Origin of the sequence: Hymenobacter translucens (assembly GCF_020685205.1) — a bacterium.
Lineage (GTDB): Bacteria > Bacteroidota > Bacteroidia > Cytophagales > Hymenobacteraceae > Hymenobacter > Hymenobacter translucens.
Map to the genome: position 1 here is coordinate 488185 of NZ_JAJERB010000001.1, position 20313 is coordinate 508497.

Consider the following 20313-nt stretch of genomic DNA (forward strand, 5'->3'; position numbering starts at 1 on the left):
CGCCCCTCTCCCTACTCTATGATTGTTGATTTGCGCCGGTTCCTCTGCCCCCTTGGCTGGTTTGTCGCCTGCGCGTTGTCTGGTTGTACGCTACCCCGCATGCTCAAGGTTGCGCAGGAAGGGCAGCAAATTTCGGTGCAACCCGCTGTGCTGGAAAGCAATGGCGAAAACGTCCTGTTCGACGTAGCCGCTTCCGTGCCGGCCAAGCACCTGCGCAAAGGCAGGGCCTACAGCCTGAACTTAACCTACCGCTACGACAACGGCCTGCGCGAAGACACCCTGGGTCGCCTCAACTTTGTACTGGGTGAGTACGTGTACGACGAAGCCCGCAAAGACCAGCTGCTGGCTAAAAAGCAGTTCTCGTTTCCCTATGCGCCCCGCAAGAACCCCGGCGTGCTGGTGGCCCGGCCCGAGGTGCGCGAGCTGAAGCCCAACGGCAAGCGGCTGAAGGCGCCGGAAATCACCCTGGCCCGGGGCATCGTGACCACGGCCCGGCTCGTGGTGCGCGAAGACACAGCCATCAGCCTGCTGCCCGAAACCGCCAGCAACATCATGAGCGGCACCCGGGTGCTGCCTTTCTTCTTCGACCAAGGCCAGGCTGCTATCCGCAACTACCTCGGCACCAACGTGGCCGCGCTGGAAGACTTTATCGACGCCAACCAGCGCACGGAGAAGGTGATGATTGTAGCCGGCCACTCCCCCGACTCCCTCGACGCCCACGACCCCCGGCTGGCCGAAAAGCGGGTCAAGGCCCTGGAGAAGTACTATAAGGACCGCGTCGATACCTATTCCTACCTCAATAAGGTGGGCCGGATCGACTTCGAGACGCGGGCGTACCGGCAGCGCTGGGACCTGCTGCTGAGCAAAGTGCAGACCTCGGCCCTGAAGCCCGAGCAGCAGGACTCCATCGTGCAGCTCATCAACGACACGCCCGGCACCTACGCCCAGAAAGAGAAAAGCCTGCACCGCCTCTCCTACTTCGACTACCTGCAGGACTACATTTACCCGGTGCTGCGCTTCGGCACCGTGGCCGTGAAGTACACCGCTCCCAAGCGCTACGACTCGGAAATCTACCTGCTGTCGAAGAAGATTGTCGACAAGGAGATGGAGGCCGACGCCCTCACGCCCGAGGAGCTGCGCTACTCTGCTACGCTGACGCCTCTGCTGGCCGAAAAGCAGCGCATCTACGAAACTGCCATTGCCACCACCGGCCGCTGGGAAGCTTACCACAACCTGGCCGTGGTGCTGCTGCAGCGCTCCGAAAAGGAAGTTAGCGAGAAAGTGCGCCGGGCTTACCTGCGCCGGGCGGCCACCAACTTCACCCTGGCGGCCCACCGCAACCCCACGGCCGAAATGTTTTACCGCGTTGCCACTGCCTTCCACCGGGCCGGCGACCAGCTCGAAGCCCTGCAGAACTACGACTATGCCATCAAGCTGGGCGGCTCCCGGGCCACGCTCGACAAGATCTTTGCGGATAAAGCGGCCCTCGAAATCGAGGTGGGTCAGCTGGGCGACGCTATCAACAGCCTCAACTACAGCAGCAAAAGCTACCAGAACACGATGAACCGGGCCGTCATCTACCTGCTCAAGCAGAACTACGAGGGCGCCGCGGGCATCTACCGCGAGGCCCTGACCATCCGCCCCAACGACCCGCTGGCCTACTATTGCCTGGCCGTGACGGCGGCCCGCGCCAAGCAGGAAGGCGAAGTGGCCCAGAACCTGCGCCGCGCCATTCAGCTGGACCGCAGCTTTGCCAACCGGGCCGTGGAAGACCTGGAGTTCCGCGAGTATGCCGGCACGAAGATGTTTATTGAGGTGCTGCGCTAGGTTCTAGCGCCGCTTACCCGCTCCCGCAGGACGTGTAATCCCGTCAAATCACCCGCTTATTTGCTTTAGCGTTGTATTTGCCCGGCCCGCCTTCTCGTCGTAGCTTTACACGCCGGTCGAGTGCCGGCTTTTTCTTGCTTTGACCTTTCGAGTTTCTGTCAACCCATAATGACTATGCGGACCATCCAATTCCGGGAAGCCCTGCGTGAAGCCTTATCAGAAGAAATGCGCCGCGACCCGCGCGTGTTTCTGATGGGCGAAGAAGTTGCCGAGTACAACGGCGCCTATAAAGTAAGCCAGGGCATGCTCGACGAGTTTGGCCCCGAGCGCGTGATTGATACCCCGATTGCCGAGCTCGGCTTTGCCGGCATCGGCGTGGGCGCGGCCATCAACGGCCTGATTCCGGTTATCGAGTTCATGACCTTCAACTTCTCGCTGGTCGCCATCGACCAGGTCATCAACTCGGCCGCCAAGATCTACTCGATGTCGGGCGGACAGTACTCCTGCCCCATCGTATTCCGTGGCCCCACCGGCAACGCCGGCATGCTGTCGAGCCAGCACTCCCAGAACTTCGAGAACTGGTACGCCAACACGCCCGGCCTGAAAGTAGTGGTGCCCTCCACGCCCTACGACGCCAAGGGCCTGCTGAAAGCCGCCATCCGCGACCCCGATCCGGTGATTTTCATGGAGTCGGAGCTGATGTACGGCGACAAGGGCGAGGTGCCGGAGGAAGAGTACCTGCTGGAAATCGGCAAGGCCAACATCACCCGCCCCGGTAAGCACGTGACGCTGGTGAGCTTTGGCAAGATGATGAAGATTGCCCACGCCGCCGCTGATGAACTCGCCAAGGAAGGCATCGAAGCCGAGGTGATTGACCTGCGCTCCGTCCGCCCCATCGACTACGACACGCTGGTGGAGTCGGTGAAGAAAACCAACCGCATGGTGGTCGTAGAGGAAGCGTGGCCCCTGGCCTCGATCAGCTCGGAGCTGGCCTACATCGTACAGCGCCGCGCCTTCGACTACCTCGACGCCCCGGTGGTGCGCATCACCTGCATGGACGTGCCCCTGCCCTACGCACCTACCCTCATCGAAGCCTCGCTGCCCAACGTAGCCCGGGTGCTGCAGGCCGTAAAGGAAGTAACCTACCAGAAGGCCTAGCGCCCGATAAGTCAAGAAAAGCCCCGCCTGGTTTCGTACCGGGCGGGGCTTTTTTGTGCAATATTCTGATGCTCTGCCAAACGGGCCGGCTTTTTGTGCGCGATGGTACCTGCCCGGCGCAACTGTCGGGCTTCGGCTTTATTCGTACTTTACCCGCCCCACCAAGCTTCCTCCCACCGTTCCTATGAATCACCGCTTACACATCCGCTTTGAGCAGCTCGAACACGCCACCTCCCGCCTGCTCCAGACGGCCCGGGAAATGGGGGACCAGTCGCACCTCTCGCCGGGAGCCGGGCAATGGTCGGCCGCCCAGGTGGTCCAGCACCTGCTGGCAGCGGAGTCCGGCATTCAGGACTACATCGAGAAGAAGGTACTCCAGGCCGAGGGACTGGAAAAGTCCAGTGTCGGCGGGTTTCTGCGCAGCCGCCTGCTGCGGGTGCTGCTGCGGGTGCCGTTTCTGAAGTTCAAGGCCCCCAAGCGCCTGGCGGAGCTCACCCCGGATACCGTGCCGCCCCTGTCCCAGCTGCAGCACGACTGGGACGGCACCCGGCGGCGGCTGGAGCGCCTGCTCAACGAGTTTCCGTCGCAGCTGCTGAACCGCAGTATTTTCCGCCACCCCCGCTCAGGCATGCTCACCATCTACCAGACCCTGGATTTCATGGTCGACCACGTGCTGCATCACCAGCGCCAGCTCGGCCGGATTCAGCAGGCCCTGAAAAGCCAGCCGGCCGCCGTGCGCAAGAGTGCTTAGACAGGTCCTACTCCGGCCGCGAAGTGCGCACGATATCGGCGTAGCTTTCGTGGCGCTGCAGCGCGTGCATAGCCTCCACCGCTTCGGCCGGGGGCACGGTAAGCTTACGGGTGCGCAGATCCAGCCAGGCCCCGTCCACCGTGACAGTGGCCGCAACCCGCCCGTCCTGCTTGTAGATGGTGTGAATGATGCGCCAGCGGGAGCCGTCCTCGTTGAGGCCGCCCAGCTCCCCGGTCACGCGAATAGCCTCACTGATTCCGATTTCCTTGAGGAAGCGGGTGTCTTCCCGAAACAGAATCGGCCCCAGTGCCAGCTCGGCCAGGCGCTTCATCGGCAGACCGTGGTCGGCTAGAAACTCCAGCCGCACCTGGGCGGCATAGTCGGTGTAAGCTGAATGCCGCATGTGCACGTTCGGGTCGAGGTCAGCCCAGCGGACGGTAAAGGTTTTGGAGTATTCCATTTTGGCAGGAGCTAGGAGTTAGTTCGCAGAAGTCAGGAGGTAGAATAGAGGTCAGTAGAAAAAGGGAAATAGGTGGGTCGCGTAGAACAGAAGGAAAGGTGAGTGGCCTGAGTGATTCTGCTCGTTTAAACTCCTAACTCCTGCGCAGCAGCTTCTAGCTTCTCAAAGTCAGCCGGGCCAGGTACTGCTGCTGCTCGTCTTCGGCCAGGATTTCCATCTCGTAGCCGGCGGCTTCGGCATAGTCCTGCAGGATGCTCGGGTCGGCAAACAACCAGTTAAAAGGTGGGCCCTGCTCGTCGCCGTACACGAAGCGGTATTCCACTTCGCCGTGGTAGGGTGCGTTCAAATCCAGCACCAGGGCACCGTCCTCATCTTCGTAGAGGTAACTGATATCGGAGGAGGTGAGCAGAATCTGTCCGCCGGGGGCCAGCAGCTGCCGGGCGTGGGGCAGAAAGGCTTCCAGCCCGTCGAGCGTACCCACCAGGCCCAGGCCGTTCATCAGCATCAGCATCGTATCGTAATGCTCCCCGGTCGAGGCGGGGTCCATCAAGCGGTGCTGGGCGGCAGCCAGAACGCCCCGTTCCTGCATCACCTGCACGGCCCCGGGCGAGGCGTCGATGGCCTTTACGTGGAAGCCCCGGCTTTGCAGCTCCAGGGCGTGGCAGCCGGCCCCGGCCCCCACGTCGAGCACCCGGCCCCGGCATTCGTCCAGGGCTACGCGCTCCAGCTCGGGCATTTCCCAGAGAGAGCGAAAAAAGTAGCTGGCGGCCATGGGCTCATCCTCGGTCACGCTGGACTGCACCACGACGGCAGCCTGCTTCTGGCCCCGCAGGTAAGCCAGCAGGGCATGACCCAATGGGTCGGGGGCGGTGGTTTGCGACATGGGGCGAAGGTACTGGGAAGCGTTGAAACCTGCTTCGGCCAGGCTACACGCAAATGCCGACGGCTGCCAGCAGGGCCCACCCTCCGTACCCGCCGCAGGCCCGAGCCAAATGGGCTCTGAGCTGTTGACGCATCCTTCTGGTCGTGCTTTGCGTTTTGCAAGCAATCCAACTATTCCTGCCTTATGGCCAGCAACCTCGACTACCTGAACCCTGCCCTGCTTCCGCTGGAAGACAAAGTGAAAGCCTACCTCGAAGCCGAAGAAGACCTGCGCAAGGCCATCATTGAAGCCCGGAACCTGCAGGTACCTGACCCGGCCGCCATGGAAGCCGAACTCTCGGCTTTGCAGCGCCCGGCTACCGGCAGCTTCGATCAGCCCATCGACGAAGTCCAGCAGCGCCTGCAGAACATGCACGACGACCTAGCCTACCTGCGCCAGGAAATCATTGGTATGGTACCGACCCGCAACGAATGGGTAAAGGTGAATCTGGGCTACGGACCGAGCCGGGTTGGGGTATTCAGCGCCCCCGCGCCGGACACCGCAGAGCCACACTACGAGCTGCGGATTGTGCACTAGCCGATTGCCATTCGTGCTTTAGCTGCCCAAGGCTATTCCTCTGATTTGCAAACATAAAAAAGCGCAGCATCAGCTTTGTCACGCTTCTTTAATTCATCTGTTCGCCCAATGACGCCAACTTGACAAGGCTTCTATCCCGGTAGTTGAGCGGATGGTTTACAGCTCCTGACTTCGGGGTTGCGGCACCCGGGAACAGTGGGGCTGAATGGCCTATTGTTCGTTGATCCGCTGGTACTTCCCTTTGATGAAGTCCAGCATCTGCTGCATGTTTGGGTCAGGCTTGCTGGCCTGGATTTTCCAGAGGGCTTCCACCAGCAGCAGCAAAAGCCTGGTTTCCTGCTCCGGGTCTTCGTAGCCGAGTTCGGCAAAGGCCTTCTTGAGCAAGCCGGGCATGGGCTGCATAAACCGGTCGTGCTGCTTGCGCGAGGTTTCTACTTCGGTCAGGCGGGACTGCAGCTTCCAGAAGTGGGGCTCCTCCTCCACCATCTTGTAGGGCAGCTGAATAATTTCGTGGATAAAGCGCAGCGGGTCCTTCTCTTCCAGCCCGCCCCGGTTTTTGTCGATAACGCGCTTATAGCCATTCTTGATAATGAAGTCGAGCAGGTGGTCCTTGGAACCAAAGTGCTTAAATATGAGGGCCTCGGATACGCCGGCCTCTTTGGCAATGAGCTGCGTGGGGGTGTGTTCAAACCCCTTATCCCCAAATAGCTCCATAGCTACCTGAGCAATATGCTGCTTGCGGTTGGTCATGTGGATAGGTCCGGTTTCGTAGCCTCTGACAACGGGCTGTCGAAACGCAAGTAAGCCAGTATGCTGTAAACCCCGGCATGCGACCCGGGAGGAGTCTGCATTTAATTTGCTTGGTTTTTTAATGGGCATAAAAAAAGGCGGTCCACCAGACCGCCCCTTTTCCACAACCAAAACACCTAAAAAACTATTCTTTCGAGTAGCTTTTTAGCAATCTTCAGGCCAAAATTACAACACAGAAGTTTAGGTATTCAAAAAAAATAGCCTGAATCCGAAAAAAATTTCCACAACTAATCCCCGCCCGACGAATACGGCAGCGCCCATCGGGAATTTTGGGCAAAGCGGAACGGCAGGCGTATCTTGCGGTCTTTCCCCTACTTTACCATCCTATGGAAACTCCCAATCCCGACTTTATGCGGGCGGCCATCCGGCTGTCCATCGAAAAAATGCAGGCTGGCTTCGGCGGCCCCTTTGGCGCCGTGGTTGTGAAGGACGGGCGCATCATCGCCCAGGGCTTCAACCAGGTTACCAGCACCAACGACCCCACCTGCCACGCCGAAGTCGACGCCATCCGCAAGGCCTGCCGGGAGCTGGGTACGTTTCAGCTCGACGACTGCGACCTGTACACTTCCTGTGAACCCTGCCCCATGTGCCTGGGTGCCATCTACTGGGCCCGGCCCCGCCGCGTGTTCTACGGCAACACCAAGGCCGATGCCGCCGCCATCGGCTTCGACGACCAGTTCATCTACGACGAAATCGAGAAGCCCCTCCCCGACCGAGGCATTCCCATGCAGCAACTTTTGCGCGATGAGGCCCTGGCCGGCTTCCGTGCCTGGGAAAGCAAAGAAGGCAAGACAGAGTATTAGGGTCTTAGGGTGCTACTGCCCTGCTGACGTCAGGTTACATGAAAAAGACCCGCAACCGAAGTTGCGGGCCTTTTTCTTATGGGCCTCTGTACTAAGACCTAAGTCCTACTTAGCGCCGCGGACGCCCATCATCTTGGCCATCTGCTGCATGCCCCCTTTGGTGGAGCTCATTTTGTTCATGGTGCGCATCACTTTGCGCATGTCCTCAAACTGCTTCATCAGCGCGTTCACCTGCTGGATGTCGGTGCCGCTGCCCTTCGCCAGGCGCTTGCGGCGGGAGCCGTTCAGCAGCTCGGGCTGGGCCCGCTCCTGGGGCGTCATGCTCTTGATGATGGCCTCAATCGGCTTAAAGGCGTCGTCGTCGATTTCGACATCCTTGATAGCCTTGCTCATACCGGGAATCATGCCCACCAGGTCTTTCAGGTTGCCCATCTTCTTGATCTGCTCCAGCTGGGAGAGGAAATCGTCGAAGTTGAACTGGTTTTTGCGGATCTTCTGGTTGATGCGCTTGGCTTCCTCCTCGTCGAACTGCTGCTGGGCGCGCTCTACCAGGGAGATAACGTCGCCCATGCCCAGGATCCGCTGCGCCATGCGGTCCGGGTAGAACATATCCAGGGCCTCCATCTTCTCACCCGTGGAGATGAACTTGATGGGCTTCTCGACCACGGCCCGGATGGAAAGGGCCGCGCCGCCGCGGGAGTCGCCGTCGAGCTTGGTGAGCACCACGCCGTCGAAGTTGAGACGATCGTTGAAGGTCTTGGCGGTGTTCACGGCGTCCTGACCGGTCATGGAGTCAACCACGAACAGCGTTTCGGACGGGTTGATGGCCCGCTTTACGGCTTCAATCTCGCGCATCATCTCCTCGTCCACGGCCAGGCGGCCGGCGGTGTCGATGATGACGACCTTCTTGTTGTTTTTGCGGGCGTACTCGATGGCGTTCTGCGAAATCGACACCGGATTCTTGTTTTCCGGCTCGGCATACACCTCCACGCCAATCTGCTCGCCCAGCACCTGAAGCTGGTTGATAGCCGCCGGGCGGTACACGTCGCAGGCAACGAGCAGCACGGTGCGGTTCTGCTTTTTGATAAACGACGCCAGCTTGCCGGCAAAGGTCGTTTTACCCGAACCCTGCAGACCCGAGAGCAGAACCACGGCCGGGTCGCCCTTGATGATGATGTCCTGCTTTTCGCCGCCCATCAGCTGGGTCAGCTCGTCGTAGACGATTTTGGTCATCAGCTGGCCCGGCGACACCGCCAGCAGCACGTCGCGGCCCATGGCCTCGTCCTTGATCTTGTCGGTGACTTCCTTGGCCACCTTGTAGTTGACGTCGGCGTCCACCAGGGCCCGGCGGATTTCCTTGACGGTAGCCGCAACGTTGATTTCGGAGATGCTGCCCTGGCCCTTGAGGGTTTTAAAGGCTTTATCGAGCTTGGTACTGAGATTATCGAACATCGGTGGATGTGCTGATGAGCTAATGAAAGAAGTGCCGGAACAAGCGGGCAGACGAGCGAAAACGCCGCGCCGGAAAAGTGGGCCCCGGACAAAAAACAGGAAACTGCGCCAATTGGCTCCCCAAAATTAGCCAGAAAACCTTAAAACCCGTTCGCTGTGTACCTTCGCCCCTGCCAAACCCGTTCAGATCCTTTTTCTTCTTCATGCGCCTGCTCGTCATCACCTATTACTGGCCGCCTTCGGGCGGGGCGGGCGTCCAGCGCAGTTTAAAGTTTGTGAAGCACCTGCCCCAGTTTGGGGTAGAGTGCACCGTCATTACCGTCGACCCCGAGCAGGGCGCGTATCCGGTGCGCGACGAGTCGCTGCTGCGGGAAGTGCCGGCGTCGGTGCGGGTTATCCGGACGGGCACGTCGGAGCCGTTTAACTCCTACCAAAAGCTCACGGGCCGGCAGCAGATTCCGTACGGGGGCTTCGCCAACGAAAGCAAAACCAGCCTGCAGCAGCGGTTTTTCAAGTTTGTGCGCGGCAACATATTTATTCCTGACGCCCGGCGCGGCTGGAACCGCCACGTGCTGCGGGCCTGCGCCGAGCTGATGGACCGGGGCGAAAAGTTCGACGCGGTGCTGACCAGCAGTCCGCCCCACTCCACGCAGCTGATCGGGCTGGAGCTGCAGAAGCGCTACGGCCTGCGCTGGCTGGCTGACCTGCGCGACCCCTGGACCGACATCTACTACCACGCCGAGCTCAACCAGACTGCCCCGGCCCGCTGGCTGGACGCCTGGTATGAGCGGCAGGTGCTGGAGCAGGCCGATGAGGTGCTCGTCACCAGCCCCGACACCAAGCGCCTGCTGCTGGGCAAGTCGGCCCGGCTGACGGCGGCCAAGTTTCACGTGCTGCCCAACGGCTACGACGAAAGCGACTTTCGGGAGCCTTCCACTCCGCCCACCGACCAGCTGCTGATTACGCACACGGGCACCATCACCGAAACCTACCACATCGAGCTGTTCCTGCGGGCCTGCGCCGAGTGCGCTGCCCGCCACCCCGACGTGCCCCTGCGCCTGCGCTTCGTGGGGCAGGTTTCGGAAGGCGTGCGGCGGCAGATTGCGGAGGTGGGGCTGAGTGAACGAACCGAGCTGCTGCCCTTCGTGCCCCACGACGAGTCGGTGGGCTACCTGCTGCGCTCTACGCTGCTGCTGATGGCTATTCCGGACGTAGACCACAACTTCGGGATTCTGCCGGGTAAGGTGTTCGAGTACCTGGCCGCCAACAAGCCCATCATCTGCATCGGCCCCGTCGGATCGGATGCCGATAACCTGCTGGAAGAGTGCGGGGCCGGGCGGGTGCTGGCCTACGGGGCCTACGCGGCCATCGTGGAGCACCTGGAAAACCATATTGCTGCCTGGCGCAGCAACCCCAACCTGGACTTGCCCAGCATGAACCATTCGCGCTACTCGCGCCGCGCCCTGACCGGCCGGCTGGCTCAGCTGGTGCGCCCCGCATCAAGCGCCTCCTAAAAGGCCGGCCGCACGGATAGCCCGGGTGGCTGCTTGCCGTAGCTTAACCTCGGAGGGGATTCCGTACTTTTGTCTTTCCCCGCTACCTAGCGGGCCTTATTTCCTTATGGCTCTCGACCTCAATCACAAATCCATTCTGGTAACCGGTGGCACCGGATCTTTCGGCAAGAAGTTCGTTCAGGCCGTGTTTGACAAGTTTCCCAAGGTGAAGCGCCTGGTTGTTTTTTCCCGCGACGAACTCAAGCAGTACGAGATGTCGCAGGTGTTTCCGAACAGCAAGTACCCCGCTATTCGGTATTTCCTGGGCGACGTGCGCGACCCGGAGCGCCTGAAGCGCGCCTGCGAAGGCATCGACGTAATTGTGCACGCGGCCGCCCTCAAGCAGGTGCCGGCCGCCGAGTACAACCCGATGGAGTGCATCAAGACCAACATCTTCGGCGCGGAGAACGTGATTAACGCCGCCCTCGACTGCGGCGTGAAGGATGTGGTGGCGCTCAGCACCGACAAGGCGGCGGCGCCCATCAACCTGTACGGGGCTACCAAGCTCTGCTCCGATAAGCTGTTTGTGGCGGCCAACAATATGAAAGGCTCCCGCGACCTGCGCTTTTCGGTGGTGCGCTACGGCAACGTAATCGGCTCCCGGGGCTCGGTGGTACCATTCTTTCTGCAACGTCGCTCCTCGGGCGTGCTGCCCATCACCCACCCGGATATGACCCGGTTCAACATCTCCCTGGATGAAGGTGTAGACTTGGTGCTGTACGCGCTGGAGCATGCCTGGGGCGGGGAGATTTTCGTGCCCAAGATTCCGAGCTATAAGATTACGGAAGTGGCCCGCGCCATCGGCCCGGAGTGCCGGCAGGAAGTTGTAGGCATCCGCCCCGGCGAGAAGCTGCACGAGGCCATGATAACCGAAACCGATGCCCTGAGCACGGTAGAGCTCGACAAGTACTACGTGATTCTGCCGTTCACCCCGCGCTGGGACGTGGAAGAGTTCATCACCCACTTCAACGGCAAGCGCGTCCCCGACGGCTTCTACTACGACTCGGCCAACAACCACGAGTGGCTGAGTGCCGAGCAGATCCGCGAAGAAATCCGCCTCCACGTCGACCCCGAGTTTGCAGCTTGATGATTGGCTGCTAGCCGTTGGCTTGTGGCTGATGGCTTTTTCCTGGTATGCTGATTGGCGCTCAACGAAAGCGGCAGCTTTTCCTCCCGGAAAGGCCGCCGCTTTCATTTTGAACTGTTTGCCAGTCGTTTCCCTGAATCAGCTGGGCGTCAAAAGCCAACAGCCATCAGCTATTCAGCGCACTACTTCCACCCATCCGCGGAACTGCCGGCCATCATTTGCCCGAAGCATGTAGTAGTACAGCCCGCCGGGTTGTCCGGCAGCAGCCCAGCTGTTATCGTAGCTGCTGTTCTGATATACCTGCGTGCCCCAACGGTTGAAGATGGTCACCTGCCATTGGGGTGCATTCAGCCCTTTCAGAACAAACACGTCGTTCTTCTGGTCACCATTGGGAGTAATAATGTTGGGAATAGTGAACGGGCAGCCGGCGTCGCGTACGATCAGCTCATCCTGCGCGGTACAGCCGGCGGGTGAAGTAACTATGAGGGAATATGTGCCCGCGGAAGTGGCAGAAAACGTGCTGGCCGTAGAGCCATCCTGCCACCGGTAGGTGGTGCCGGCTGGCTGCGCGTTGGCTCGCAGGAGCACGGCTTGCTCCAGACAAGCCAGGGTATCCCGGCCCAGCTGAACAACCGGGACTGGAATAACGCTTACAGTGGTAAAGCCCTGGTTCGTGCAGCCTTGTGGCGACGTAACCGTGACTGCGTACGTACCGGTCTGCTGCACTGCAAAGGTACTGGCCGTCGAGCCGTCCTGCCAACGGTAGGTGGTACCCGTCGGCTGTGGACCGGGCGTCAGACTGAGGGAGGTGCCCTGGCATACCTGCTGGTTGGGCGGGCCCAGGTTGACTACTGGCAACGGATTGTTTTGAACTACCACAGTTGCCTGCGCAGTACAGCCAGCCGCTGAGGTCAGGGTTACCGAATAGGTGCCGGCCTGCACCACCAGAAAACTGCTTCCCGTCGAGCCATCCTGCCACTGATACGTAGTTCCCACCGGCTGAGGCCCTGCCGCGAGGGTAATTTGACTACCTGGACACAGTTGCCGGGTTGTCGGCCCCAGGTTTACTACCGGGGCTGGCAGCATTTCAACAGTCACGCTTGCCTGCGCAGTACAGCCTGAGGCCGTGGTAACAGTCACCGTATACGTTCCGGCCGTTCTGACGGTATAGCTGGTTCCCGTGGCTCCATCCTGCCATTGGGCGGTGGCTCCGGGCGGGAGCGAGCCAACAGAAAGCGAAAGTTGACTACCCTGACATAGCTGTCGAGTAGGCGGCCCCAGGGTCACTACGGGCAATGCGGTTACCACTACCATTTGCGTGGTCGTAAGCGGTACACTTACACCGGGTAGCGTTACGACCAGGGTAACGGTGTAGAAACCTGCCGTGGAATACACATGGGTTGTGTTTGCTCCGCTACCGGTATTTGCTGCCCCCGAGCCCGGATCACCAAAGTTCCAGCTGTAGGTGGCCCCTGGCGCTGATGGAGCTACAAGTCCCGAAAAGCTGGCCGCACTACCCACACATGCTCCCGTAGCGGTAAAAGACGCTGTCGCAACTGCTCTTTTCGGGAAATTCGGCAGTCCCAGCTGGCCTACTCTTCCTCCTGGAAAAACCGCGTCGCTACGAAAGCCGCAGGCTGTGCCCAATGCATTCGGATTGTCGATGCTTCCCAGGAAGCCGCTGTTAAACTTAGCCAGATAAATCCGCTGATCAGGGCCAAGCTCCAGCGCGCCGGCAAACGCGCCACCCGAATTACCAATGACTACCGCAGAAGCGGCAATGGCTGCCGGAGAGCCGGCCAGCAGATTAAACTGGTAAATGGTATTGCCGTCCAGCGTGGTGCCATACAGACGGCTACCATCGGGTGAGAACTCGACGCCGTAGCTGCGGTAAAACTGCCGCAGCGGAACATGGTTGGACAGCTGGCCGGTGTTGTTATTGAAGTCGAAGAGCTCAAATATGTTGTCCCGCATCGCAATAGCCAGCTTATTTCCAGCTGGCGACACCTTCATGTAGCCCACGGCATTGGCATTAGCGAATGCGCCGCCACCACCCGCATGCACCGTGCCGATGCTGGTCGCCACCGGAGTAGCAGAAATACCGGTAGGAGAAAGCAGGAAAGCATAAAAGACGTTGGAATTCCATCCATGTACCACAATCCACGTATCGCGCCCATTTGCATGCGGCACTGCCAGCACTCGTTCGGTAACCTGGATGGTACTCAGCTGCACTGCCCGTTGAGCAACCGCGCCCTGGCCCCCGGCTTGGGTCATATCCACCAGGTTGTATTTTACTCCTCCCACCAGCCGATTGTCGCAGCCATCCACTACAACAATATAATACTGATCCGGATTGGCTGGATTTTTTACAATTACCGCTCCCTGAGCAGCCGATTCGTGGCCGCCAATTGCCTGGCCATTGACCATCGGTTGATGATTGCGGTTCCAGATGTTAACCGCATTGGTATAAAAAAGCAGGTTTCCGGCGGCATCCGATACTGTGGCGGTGGCTTCGTAGGTAACCATGGCGCTGTTTAGCAACGCCGTAGGTAACCCTGAAGTAAACGTAATCCCGGCGTTGTTGCCAAAATACCAGTTCCGGTTTTCAAGCTGCGCATAAACCGGAGTATTACCCCATAGGCATAGGGCAGCAAAGGCAAAAAGTAGTCTTTTCAACATAAGTTAAGGTAAGCAACGAGTGTAGTGGTTGATCATCCATAAATAGATAAATGCACTATTCCACGGTATAAAGGTAGTCTTTTAACTTGATCAATAAAGCTCAACGGCTCGTTTGCCCCTCAAGAATAGAGAGCAACTAAAAAGTCATCCAGGCTTCTCCCCGAGCGTATATTTGCGGCTGCGGAGCCCACACCCTTGGCCGCTTCCTGACGTCGACTCCCACCTCAACTGCCCATGGCTTTCCATCCCGCGCACCCCATTCCCTACGGCCGCCAGCACATTACCGAAGCCGACGAGCAGGCCGTGCTGGAAACGCTGCGGTCCGACTTTCTGACCCAGGGGCCCAAGGTGGTGGAGTTTGAGCAAAAGTTTGCCCGGTACATCGGGGCCGAGTATGCGGTGGCCGTGGCCAATGGCACTGCCGCTTTGCACCTGTGTACCCTGGCACTGGGCGTCGAGCCCGGGCAGCGCGTCATCACCACTCCTATTACCTTCGCTGCCTCGGCCAACTGTGTGCGCTACTGCGGAGGTGAGGTGCATTTCGTCGACATCGACGCGGCCACGGCTCTGATCGACCTGCAGCAGGTCCGCCGGTTGCTTGAAGCCCACCCGAAAGGGTATTTTCACGGCCTGATTCCGGTGGACTTCGCGGGCCTGCCGGTAGACCTGGAAGAAGCCCGCACGCTGGCCAACGAGTTTGGGCTCTGGATTATCGAGGATGCCTGCCATGCCCCGGGCGGCTTTTTCACCGACTCACAAGGGCAGGAGCGGCGCTGTGGTAACGGACAACTGGCCGATCTGGCCATCTTCTCCTTCCACCCCGTTAAGCACATTGCTACCGGCGAAGGCGGCATGATTACCACCAACCGGGTCGACCTCTACGAGAAGCTGCTGCTGCTGCGCACCCACGGCATCACGAAAGACCCTGCCAAAATGCACCGCCACGACGGAGGCTGGTACATGGAGATGCAGACCCTGGGCTACAACTACCGCATGCCCGACATGCTCACCGCCCTGGGCATCAGTCAGCTGCAACGTGCGGATGAAGGCCTGGCCCGCCGGCGGGAGCTGGCCGCCCGCTACGACCAGGCGTTTGCTGCCCTACCGGCCGTGCAGCCCCTGGCCGGGGCTCCTGGTCATGCCTACCACCTGTACGTGATTCAGGTAACTGACCGCAAAGGGCTCTATGACTTCCTGCGGGAAAAGCAGATCTACACCCAGGTGCACTATATCCCGGTGCACACCATGCCGTACTACCAGGAGCTAGGCTGGAAAGGGGGAGACTTCCCCCATGCCGAGCAGTATTACGCCCGCTGCCTGAGCGTTCCGCTCTACCCCACCCTCACCGATGAGGAGCAGCAGTACGTTATCGACTCAATCAAGGAGTTTGTCGGATGAGTGAGCTGAAGCGCGTCGGAATTATTTCCCAGGCCCGAATGGGTAGCACCCGCCTGCCGGGCAAGGTCCTCTTAGCGGCCGGGGGCGCCACTATGCTTGAACACCACGTACAGCGGCTTCGGCAGAGCAGCTTCCCTATTTTCCTCGCTACGACCGCCCTACCTATCGACGACGTGCTGGCGGAGTTTGCGTTAGTGCATGGCCTGCCGTGCTACCGGGGCAGTGAGGCCGATGTGCTGAGCCGCTACTATGAGGCGGCCCGGCAGTTTGGGCTGGGCACCATTGTACGCGTTACAAGCGACTGTCCGCTGATTGACGGTGAACTGGTAGGGGCAGCCGTGGGGCGGTTTCTGAACAACGCCGACGCCTGGGAATACCGCTCCAACTCGATTGTCCGCTCCTACCCGCGCGGATTCGACTTCGAAATATTTTCATTTGAAGCCCTGCGTGAAGCGTACGAGCAGGCCCGGCTCCCCTACGAGCGGGAGCATGTAACGCCCTACCTCAAGTCTAACCCAGCCATGGCCGGTCGGCTCCGGATTGAGGATGAGGTATACGCCGAAGGTGACTTCAGCCGGTTCCGCATCACCCTCGACACGCCCGAGGACTTTGAGCTGATTCGCCGGCTGATGGAGGAACACAAGGCGCAGCACCTCTCCCACCCGCAGATAATCAACCTGCTGAATCAGCATCCGGAACTCGTAGCTATCAACGCCCACATCGAGCAGAAGGCCGGCTGAGTTGCGGCTTTACTGCCTACTTTTACCGTTCTATGAGTGAAATAAAGGTACTGAGCGGGGCCGCCGCCTCTGAGGCAGACCGGCGGCAGCAGCTGGTAGACCAGCTCAAGCACACCCCTCTGCCCGACGGGGAGCTGCTTCACAACCTGGGCCTGTATCTGAGCCGCCAAACCTTGTCGCGCATCCTGTTCCTGGATGAGCTGTACCGCCAGATTGTTCCGGTGCACGGGGTGGTTATGGAGTTTGGTGTGCGTTGGGGGCAAAATCTGGCATTGCTTCACGCCCTGCGCGGCATGTACGAACCCTACAACTACAACCGCCGGATTATCGGGTTCGACACGTTCGGAGGCTTCCCAGACGTAGACCCCAAGGATGGCAGCCGGGTAAAGGCAGGCGACTACGGCGTGACGAGCGGGTACCAGCAGCAGCTGGAACAGCTGCTGGCCCTGCACGAGGCCGAAAGCCCGATTCCGCACAAGCGCAAGTTTGAGCTGGTAGCCGGCGACGCTATTCAGACGGTCCCCCGCTACCTGCGCGACCATCCCGAAACCGTTATTGCCTTTGCCTATTTCGACTTTGACATCTACGCGCCCACCAAGGCGTGCCTCGAAGCCATCCGCCCCCACCTTACGAAAGGTGCTGTGCTGGCCTTCGACGAGCTGAACTGCCCCGAGTTTCCGGGCGAAACGCTGGCCTTCCAGGAAGTATTTGGCATAGCCAACTATGCCCTGCGCCGTAGCCCGCTCAATCCGCTGATATCTTACGTAGTGCTCTAGCCCATGATGACGTATCGGGCTCTGCGGCGCAATCAGTACCGCTGGCAGGACTATGAGTTGCTGCCGATCCGCCTGCAAGACCGGGAGCCGATCCGGCAGTGGCGCAATGCCCAGCTCGACATTCTGCGCCAGCGCGCCCCGCTCAGCCCCGCCGACCAGGACCGGTATTTTGCCCAAGTGGTGCAGCCGCTGTTCGAGACCGAGCAGCCTGCCCAGCTTTTGTTTTCACTGTTGAAGGCCGGAGAGCTGATTGGCTACGGCGGCCTAGTCCACATTGACTGGGACGCCCAGCGGGCCGAAATCTCCTTTCTACTGGAAACCGGCCGTAACGCCGATATTCCCACGTTCCGGCAGGATTTCGCGGCGTATCTGCGGATGCTGCGGGAAGTGGCTTTCGAAGACCTGGAATTCCAGAAAATCAATACCGAGGCCTACGATGTGCGGCCCTACCTGACAGAGACGCTCGAAGCCGAAGGATTTGTACTGGAAGCCCGACTGCACCGGCATGTGCGGATAGGCGAAGAGTGGGTTGATACCCTGTTTCATTCCCTGTTTCGGCCTACAGCACAGGCTACCGACCAACCCGCCACGGTATTGGTCACCAGTATCGGGCGTAAGATTCCGCTGCTGCGGGCAGTCCGGGCGGCCCTGCGTACCTGGCACCCTGACTCCCGGCTGCTGGGCGCCGACGCCGATGCCCGCTGCCTGGGTCGCTATGTTGTGGATGGATTCTGGGAAATGCCGGCCCTGACCTCTTTGTCGCCAGATGTGCTTCTGGCGTATTGCCAGGCGCAGTGCGTTACCGCCATTATCCCGACCCGGGATGGAGAGCTGGCCTTCTGGGCCCGGCATAAATCTGTTTTAGCTGCTGCTGGTGTTGCCGTGCTGGTCAGCTCTGAAACCGCCATTGCGGCCTGCCTCGACAAGCTACGTTTTGCGCAGCTGGTAACTGGTCTGGGCTTTGCTGCCATACCCACCGCCGCTCACCCTTCCGACCTCCCTACCAACGCCTTCGCAACTTTCGTGGTAAAGGAGCGGCTCGGGGCCGGCTCGGTCAGCCTGGGCCTGAACCTGTCCGCAGCCGAGGCCAGGGAGCATGCTGCTACCCTGCGGGAGCCTATCTTTCAGCCTTTCATTCCCGGACGCGAGTACAGCGTGGACGTTTACGTGAACGCCCAGGGCCGGGCTCAGGGTGCTATTGCCCGTACCCGCGACTTGGTGGTCCACGGCGAATCCCAGGTGACGACCACGGCAGCTTATCCTACACTGGTGAAGCACTGCGTGGGCCTGGCCGAGCAGCTGGGCCTCTACGGACCAGCCGTGTTTCAGGTCTTGGAAACCGAAGGTGGCGAGCTTTATTTTATTGAGTGCAATGCCCGCTTCGGCGGGGCTTCCACGCTGGGCGTGGCGTGCGGACTCGATGTGTTTGGCTGGTTTCTGCGCGAAGCCGCGGGTCATACGCTTCCGACCGAGCTGGTAACCGCTCCCACCGAGCCCCGAACCCAACTGCGCATCCCGCAGGATCAGGTTATGAAAGCGCCTGTTTTCCCCAATTAACTGACTGCCTTGGCTACTCCGGTACTGGTTTTTGACCTCGACGACACGCTCTATCCGGAGCTAACCTACGTGCATAGCGGCTTTCGGGCAGTAGCGAAAATGCTGGCCTCACGCTTCGCCCTGCCCGCCGATTCGCTGTGGCAGGAGCTGGTGGCGGAGGAGGCTGCGAATGGCCGGGGCCGGGTGTTCAACACCATTCTGGAGCGGCACCAGCTGAGCTCTACCCGACTGGTGAGAGCCTGTCTGCACACTTACCGCAATCATCAGCCGGCACTAACCCTGCATCCCGATGCCGAGCGGTGCCTGGCCCGCTTTGCAAAGGTTCCGCTATACCTCGTTACGGACGGCCACAAGGGCGTACAGGCCCGCAAAGTCGCTGCACTGGGTTTGTTTGAGCGGGTTCGTCATGCTTTTATCACCAACCGCTACGGCACAGCCCGGGCTAAACCGTCCCCCTACTGCTTCGAGCAGATTTGTGCCCGCGAAAAAGCTCCTCCGGGCCAGGTAGTTTACATCGGCGACAATCCGACCAAGGACTTTGTCGGTATCAAGCCCCTGGAGTTCCGCACCGTGCGAGTGCTGCGCGGCAACTACGCCCACCTGCCCGCCGACGACGCGCACGAAGCCCACCGGCGCATCCTTACGCTTGATGAGCTGACCCAACCCTTCCTGGCCGACCTGCTGGCCGGCTAAAGAAACCGCTTAAGTTGCCCGGAGTCTTCCGACCTTTGCCCGGCTGCACCAGCACACCTGTTTTTATGACTGAGATTCAGATTGGGGGCCGGCCTGTGGGCCCCGCCTATAAACCGTTCATTATTGCCGAAATGTCCGGCAACCATAACCAGTCCCTTGAGCGGGCCTTACAGATTGTAGACGCCGCTGCTGCTGCCGGTGCCGATGCCATTAAACTGCAGACGTATACCGCTGATACCATCACGATGGATACCGGCTACGTTATCCGCGAGGAGGGTCAGTCGCTGTGGGAAGGCAAGAGCCTCTACAAGCTCTACCAGGAAGCCTACACGCCCTGGGAGTGGCACGCGCAGATTTTCGATCATGCGCGTAAGCTGGGCCTGCTGGCCTTCAGCTCCCCGTTCGACGAAACCGCCGTCGACTTCCTGGAAACGCTCGACGTGCCCGCGTACAAAATTGCCTCCTTCGAAAACACCCACCATCCGCTGCTCCGCAAGGTAGCCGCCACCGGCAAACCCATTATTGTCAGCACCGGCGTGGCCACGCTGGCTGAAATCGATGAGGCGGTGCGGGTGCTGCGCGCGGCGGGCTGCCGGGAACTGGTGCTGCTTAAGTGCACGAGCACCTACCCCGCTACGCCCGTTACTACCAACCTGCGCACCATTCCGGTGCTGGCCGAAACCTTCAACTGCCCTATCGGCCTTTCGGACCATACGATGGGCATTGGCGTGTCGGTGGCTTCGGTAGCGCTGGGCGGCTGCCTGATTGAGAAGCACTTTACTTTGAGCCGCGCCGACGGCGGCGTTGATTCGGCGTTTTCGATGGAGCCGGCTGAAATGACCGCTCTGGTAGTCGAAACCGAGCGGGCTCACCAGGCGATGGGCACAGTCCAACTGTGCGTGCAGGCCGTGGAGGAGAAGAGCCGCATCTACAAACGCTCGATATACGTCGCCAAGCCGGTAAAGGCCGGGGAAGAGCTGACCACTGAAAATCTACGCATTATTCGCCCCGGCGACGGACTGGAGCCCCGCTACTGGGAGAAAGTGCTGGGGCGCCGGGCTGCCTGCGACCTGACGCCGGGTACCCCGCTTACTTGGGACCAGCTGTAGC

18 protein-coding genes are annotated in these 20313 nt (G+C 60.2%); 13 read left to right on the forward strand and 5 right to left on the reverse strand.

The annotated features are described in order from the left end of the window. Window positions 1-99: 99 nt before the first annotated feature. The 3 genes from LJY25_RS02090 (at window position 100) to LJY25_RS02100 (ending at window position 3736) form a co-directional block, all read left to right on the forward strand. Window positions 100-1827, forward strand: coding sequence for a tetratricopeptide repeat protein (locus LJY25_RS02090; protein ID WP_227606563.1), 1728 nt, complete (start codon window positions 100-102; stop codon window positions 1825-1827). Between the two features lie 174 nt (window positions 1828-2001). Then, complete coding sequence (locus LJY25_RS02095) at window positions 2002-2985, forward strand: pyruvate dehydrogenase complex E1 component subunit beta (protein WP_227606564.1); 984 nt, start codon at window positions 2002-2004, stop codon at window positions 2983-2985. A 184-nt stretch (window positions 2986-3169) separates the two neighbouring features. Beyond that, on the forward strand, window positions 3170-3736 hold the full coding sequence (locus tag LJY25_RS02100) for a DinB family protein (protein ID WP_227606565.1): 567 nt from the start codon (window positions 3170-3172) through the stop codon (window positions 3734-3736). 7 nt (window positions 3737-3743) lie between these two features. On the opposite strand, the gene LJY25_RS02105 is transcribed toward LJY25_RS02100, so the two are convergent. Then, complete coding sequence (locus tag LJY25_RS02105; RefSeq protein ID WP_227606566.1) at window positions 3744-4196, reverse strand: acyl-CoA thioesterase; 453 nt, start codon at window positions 4194-4196, stop codon at window positions 3744-3746. 154 nt (window positions 4197-4350) lie between these two features. Further along, window positions 4351-5079 (reverse strand): class I SAM-dependent methyltransferase, encoded by a 729-nt coding sequence (locus LJY25_RS02110; RefSeq protein ID WP_227606567.1) that lies wholly within the window; start codon window positions 5077-5079, stop codon window positions 4351-4353. Between the two features lie 183 nt (window positions 5080-5262). Here LJY25_RS02110 and LJY25_RS02115 point away from each other — a divergent pair, with 183 nt between their 5' ends. Further along, entirely contained in the window at window positions 5263-5655 is a 393-nt protein-coding gene (locus LJY25_RS02115; protein ID WP_227606568.1) for a hypothetical protein, read from the forward strand. A gap of 210 nt (window positions 5656-5865) precedes the next feature. On the opposite strand, the gene LJY25_RS02120 is transcribed toward LJY25_RS02115, so the two are convergent. Continuing rightward, window positions 5866-6405: a TetR/AcrR family transcriptional regulator gene (locus LJY25_RS02120; protein ID WP_227606569.1), complete on the reverse strand. Its 540-nt coding sequence runs from the start codon at window positions 6403-6405 to the stop codon at window positions 5866-5868. A 386-nt stretch (window positions 6406-6791) separates the two neighbouring features. On the opposite strand from LJY25_RS02120, the gene LJY25_RS02125 reads away from it, so the two are divergent. Beyond that, the gene (locus tag LJY25_RS02125; protein ID WP_227606570.1) at window positions 6792-7268 is read left to right on the forward strand and encodes a nucleoside deaminase; all 477 of its coding nucleotides are present in this window, start codon (window positions 6792-6794) and stop codon (window positions 7266-7268) included. A gap of 105 nt (window positions 7269-7373) precedes the next feature. On the opposite strand, the gene ffh is transcribed toward LJY25_RS02125, so the two are convergent. Beyond that, window positions 7374-8720: a signal recognition particle protein gene (gene ffh, locus LJY25_RS02130; RefSeq protein WP_227606571.1), complete on the reverse strand. Its 1347-nt coding sequence runs from the start codon at window positions 8718-8720 to the stop codon at window positions 7374-7376. A gap of 203 nt (window positions 8721-8923) precedes the next feature. On the opposite strand from ffh, the gene LJY25_RS02135 reads away from it, so the two are divergent. Both LJY25_RS02135 and pseB read left to right on the forward strand, forming a co-directional pair. Beyond that, complete coding sequence (locus LJY25_RS02135) at window positions 8924-10234, forward strand: glycosyltransferase family 4 protein (protein ID WP_227606572.1); 1311 nt, start codon at window positions 8924-8926, stop codon at window positions 10232-10234. 106 nt (window positions 10235-10340) lie between these two features. After that, window positions 10341-11360, forward strand: coding sequence for a UDP-N-acetylglucosamine 4,6-dehydratase (inverting) (pseB, locus tag LJY25_RS02140; RefSeq protein WP_227606573.1), 1020 nt, complete (start codon window positions 10341-10343; stop codon window positions 11358-11360). 174 nt (window positions 11361-11534) lie between these two features. Here pseB and LJY25_RS02145 read toward each other — a convergent pair whose 3' ends face one another. Further along, window positions 11535-14039 (reverse strand): T9SS type B sorting domain-containing protein, encoded by a 2505-nt coding sequence (locus LJY25_RS02145; protein ID WP_227606574.1) that lies wholly within the window; start codon window positions 14037-14039, stop codon window positions 11535-11537. A 234-nt stretch (window positions 14040-14273) separates the two neighbouring features. Between LJY25_RS02145 and pseC the strand changes: the two genes are divergently transcribed. The 6 genes from pseC to pseI all read left to right on the forward strand — a co-directional run bounded on the left by pseC (window position 14274) and on the right by pseI (window position 20312). Further along, the gene (gene pseC / locus LJY25_RS02150) at window positions 14274-15437 is read left to right on the forward strand and encodes a UDP-4-amino-4,6-dideoxy-N-acetyl-beta-L-altrosamine transaminase (protein ID WP_227606575.1); all 1164 of its coding nucleotides are present in this window, start codon (window positions 14274-14276) and stop codon (window positions 15435-15437) included. Then, window positions 15434-16177 (forward strand): glycosyltransferase family protein, encoded by a 744-nt coding sequence (locus tag LJY25_RS02155; protein WP_262908595.1) that lies wholly within the window; start codon window positions 15434-15436, stop codon window positions 16175-16177. Before pseC ends, LJY25_RS02155 begins: the two co-directional genes overlap by 4 nt. 32 nt (window positions 16178-16209) lie before the next feature. Next, complete coding sequence (locus tag LJY25_RS02160; RefSeq protein ID WP_227606577.1) at window positions 16210-16953, forward strand: TylF/MycF/NovP-related O-methyltransferase; 744 nt, start codon at window positions 16210-16212, stop codon at window positions 16951-16953. Between the two features lie 3 nt (window positions 16954-16956). Beyond that, a complete protein-coding gene (locus tag LJY25_RS02165) occupies window positions 16957-18510 on the forward strand; it encodes a GNAT family N-acetyltransferase (protein ID WP_227606578.1) in 1554 nt (517 codons plus the stop codon). A 9-nt stretch (window positions 18511-18519) separates the two neighbouring features. After that, window positions 18520-19203, forward strand: a complete 684-nt coding sequence (locus LJY25_RS02170) for an HAD family hydrolase (protein WP_227606579.1) — start codon at window positions 18520-18522, stop codon at window positions 19201-19203. Window positions 19204-19268: 65 nt separating this feature from the next. Then, window positions 19269-20312: a pseudaminic acid synthase gene (gene pseI / locus LJY25_RS02175; RefSeq protein WP_227606580.1), complete on the forward strand. Its 1044-nt coding sequence runs from the start codon at window positions 19269-19271 to the stop codon at window positions 20310-20312. Window position 20313 lies beyond the last annotated feature (1 nt).

Coding starts and splice junctions, on each gene's coding strand:
- LJY25_RS02090 (WP_227606563.1), top strand. CDS start 100: ATGCTCAAGGTTGCGCAGGAAGGGCAGCAAATTTCGGTGCAACCCGCT.
- LJY25_RS02095 (WP_227606564.1), top strand. CDS start 2,002: ATGCGGACCATCCAATTCCGGGAAGCCCTGCGTGAAGCCTTATCAGAA.
- LJY25_RS02100 (WP_227606565.1), top strand. CDS start 3,170: ATGAATCACCGCTTACACATCCGCTTTGAGCAGCTCGAACACGCCACC.
- LJY25_RS02105 (WP_227606566.1), bottom strand. CDS start 4,196: ATGGAATACTCCAAAACCTTTACCGTCCGCTGGGCTGACCTCGACCCG.
- LJY25_RS02110 (WP_227606567.1), bottom strand. CDS start 5,079: ATGTCGCAAACCACCGCCCCCGACCCATTGGGTCATGCCCTGCTGGCT.
- LJY25_RS02115 (WP_227606568.1), top strand. CDS start 5,263: ATGGCCAGCAACCTCGACTACCTGAACCCTGCCCTGCTTCCGCTGGAA.
- LJY25_RS02120 (WP_227606569.1), bottom strand. CDS start 6,405: ATGACCAACCGCAAGCAGCATATTGCTCAGGTAGCTATGGAGCTATTT.
- LJY25_RS02125 (WP_227606570.1), top strand. CDS start 6,792: ATGGAAACTCCCAATCCCGACTTTATGCGGGCGGCCATCCGGCTGTCC.
- ffh (WP_227606571.1), bottom strand. CDS start 8,720: ATGTTCGATAATCTCAGTACCAAGCTCGATAAAGCCTTTAAAACCCTC.
- LJY25_RS02135 (WP_227606572.1), top strand. CDS start 8,924: ATGCGCCTGCTCGTCATCACCTATTACTGGCCGCCTTCGGGCGGGGCG.
- pseB (WP_227606573.1), top strand. CDS start 10,341: ATGGCTCTCGACCTCAATCACAAATCCATTCTGGTAACCGGTGGCACC.
- LJY25_RS02145 (WP_227606574.1), bottom strand. CDS start 14,039: ATGTTGAAAAGACTACTTTTTGCCTTTGCTGCCCTATGCCTATGGGGT.
- pseC (WP_227606575.1), top strand. CDS start 14,274: ATGGCTTTCCATCCCGCGCACCCCATTCCCTACGGCCGCCAGCACATT.
- LJY25_RS02155 (WP_262908595.1), top strand. CDS start 15,434: ATGAGTGAGCTGAAGCGCGTCGGAATTATTTCCCAGGCCCGAATGGGT.
- LJY25_RS02160 (WP_227606577.1), top strand. CDS start 16,210: ATGAGTGAAATAAAGGTACTGAGCGGGGCCGCCGCCTCTGAGGCAGAC.
- LJY25_RS02165 (WP_227606578.1), top strand. CDS start 16,957: ATGATGACGTATCGGGCTCTGCGGCGCAATCAGTACCGCTGGCAGGAC.
- pseI (WP_227606580.1), top strand. CDS start 19,269: ATGACTGAGATTCAGATTGGGGGCCGGCCTGTGGGCCCCGCCTATAAA.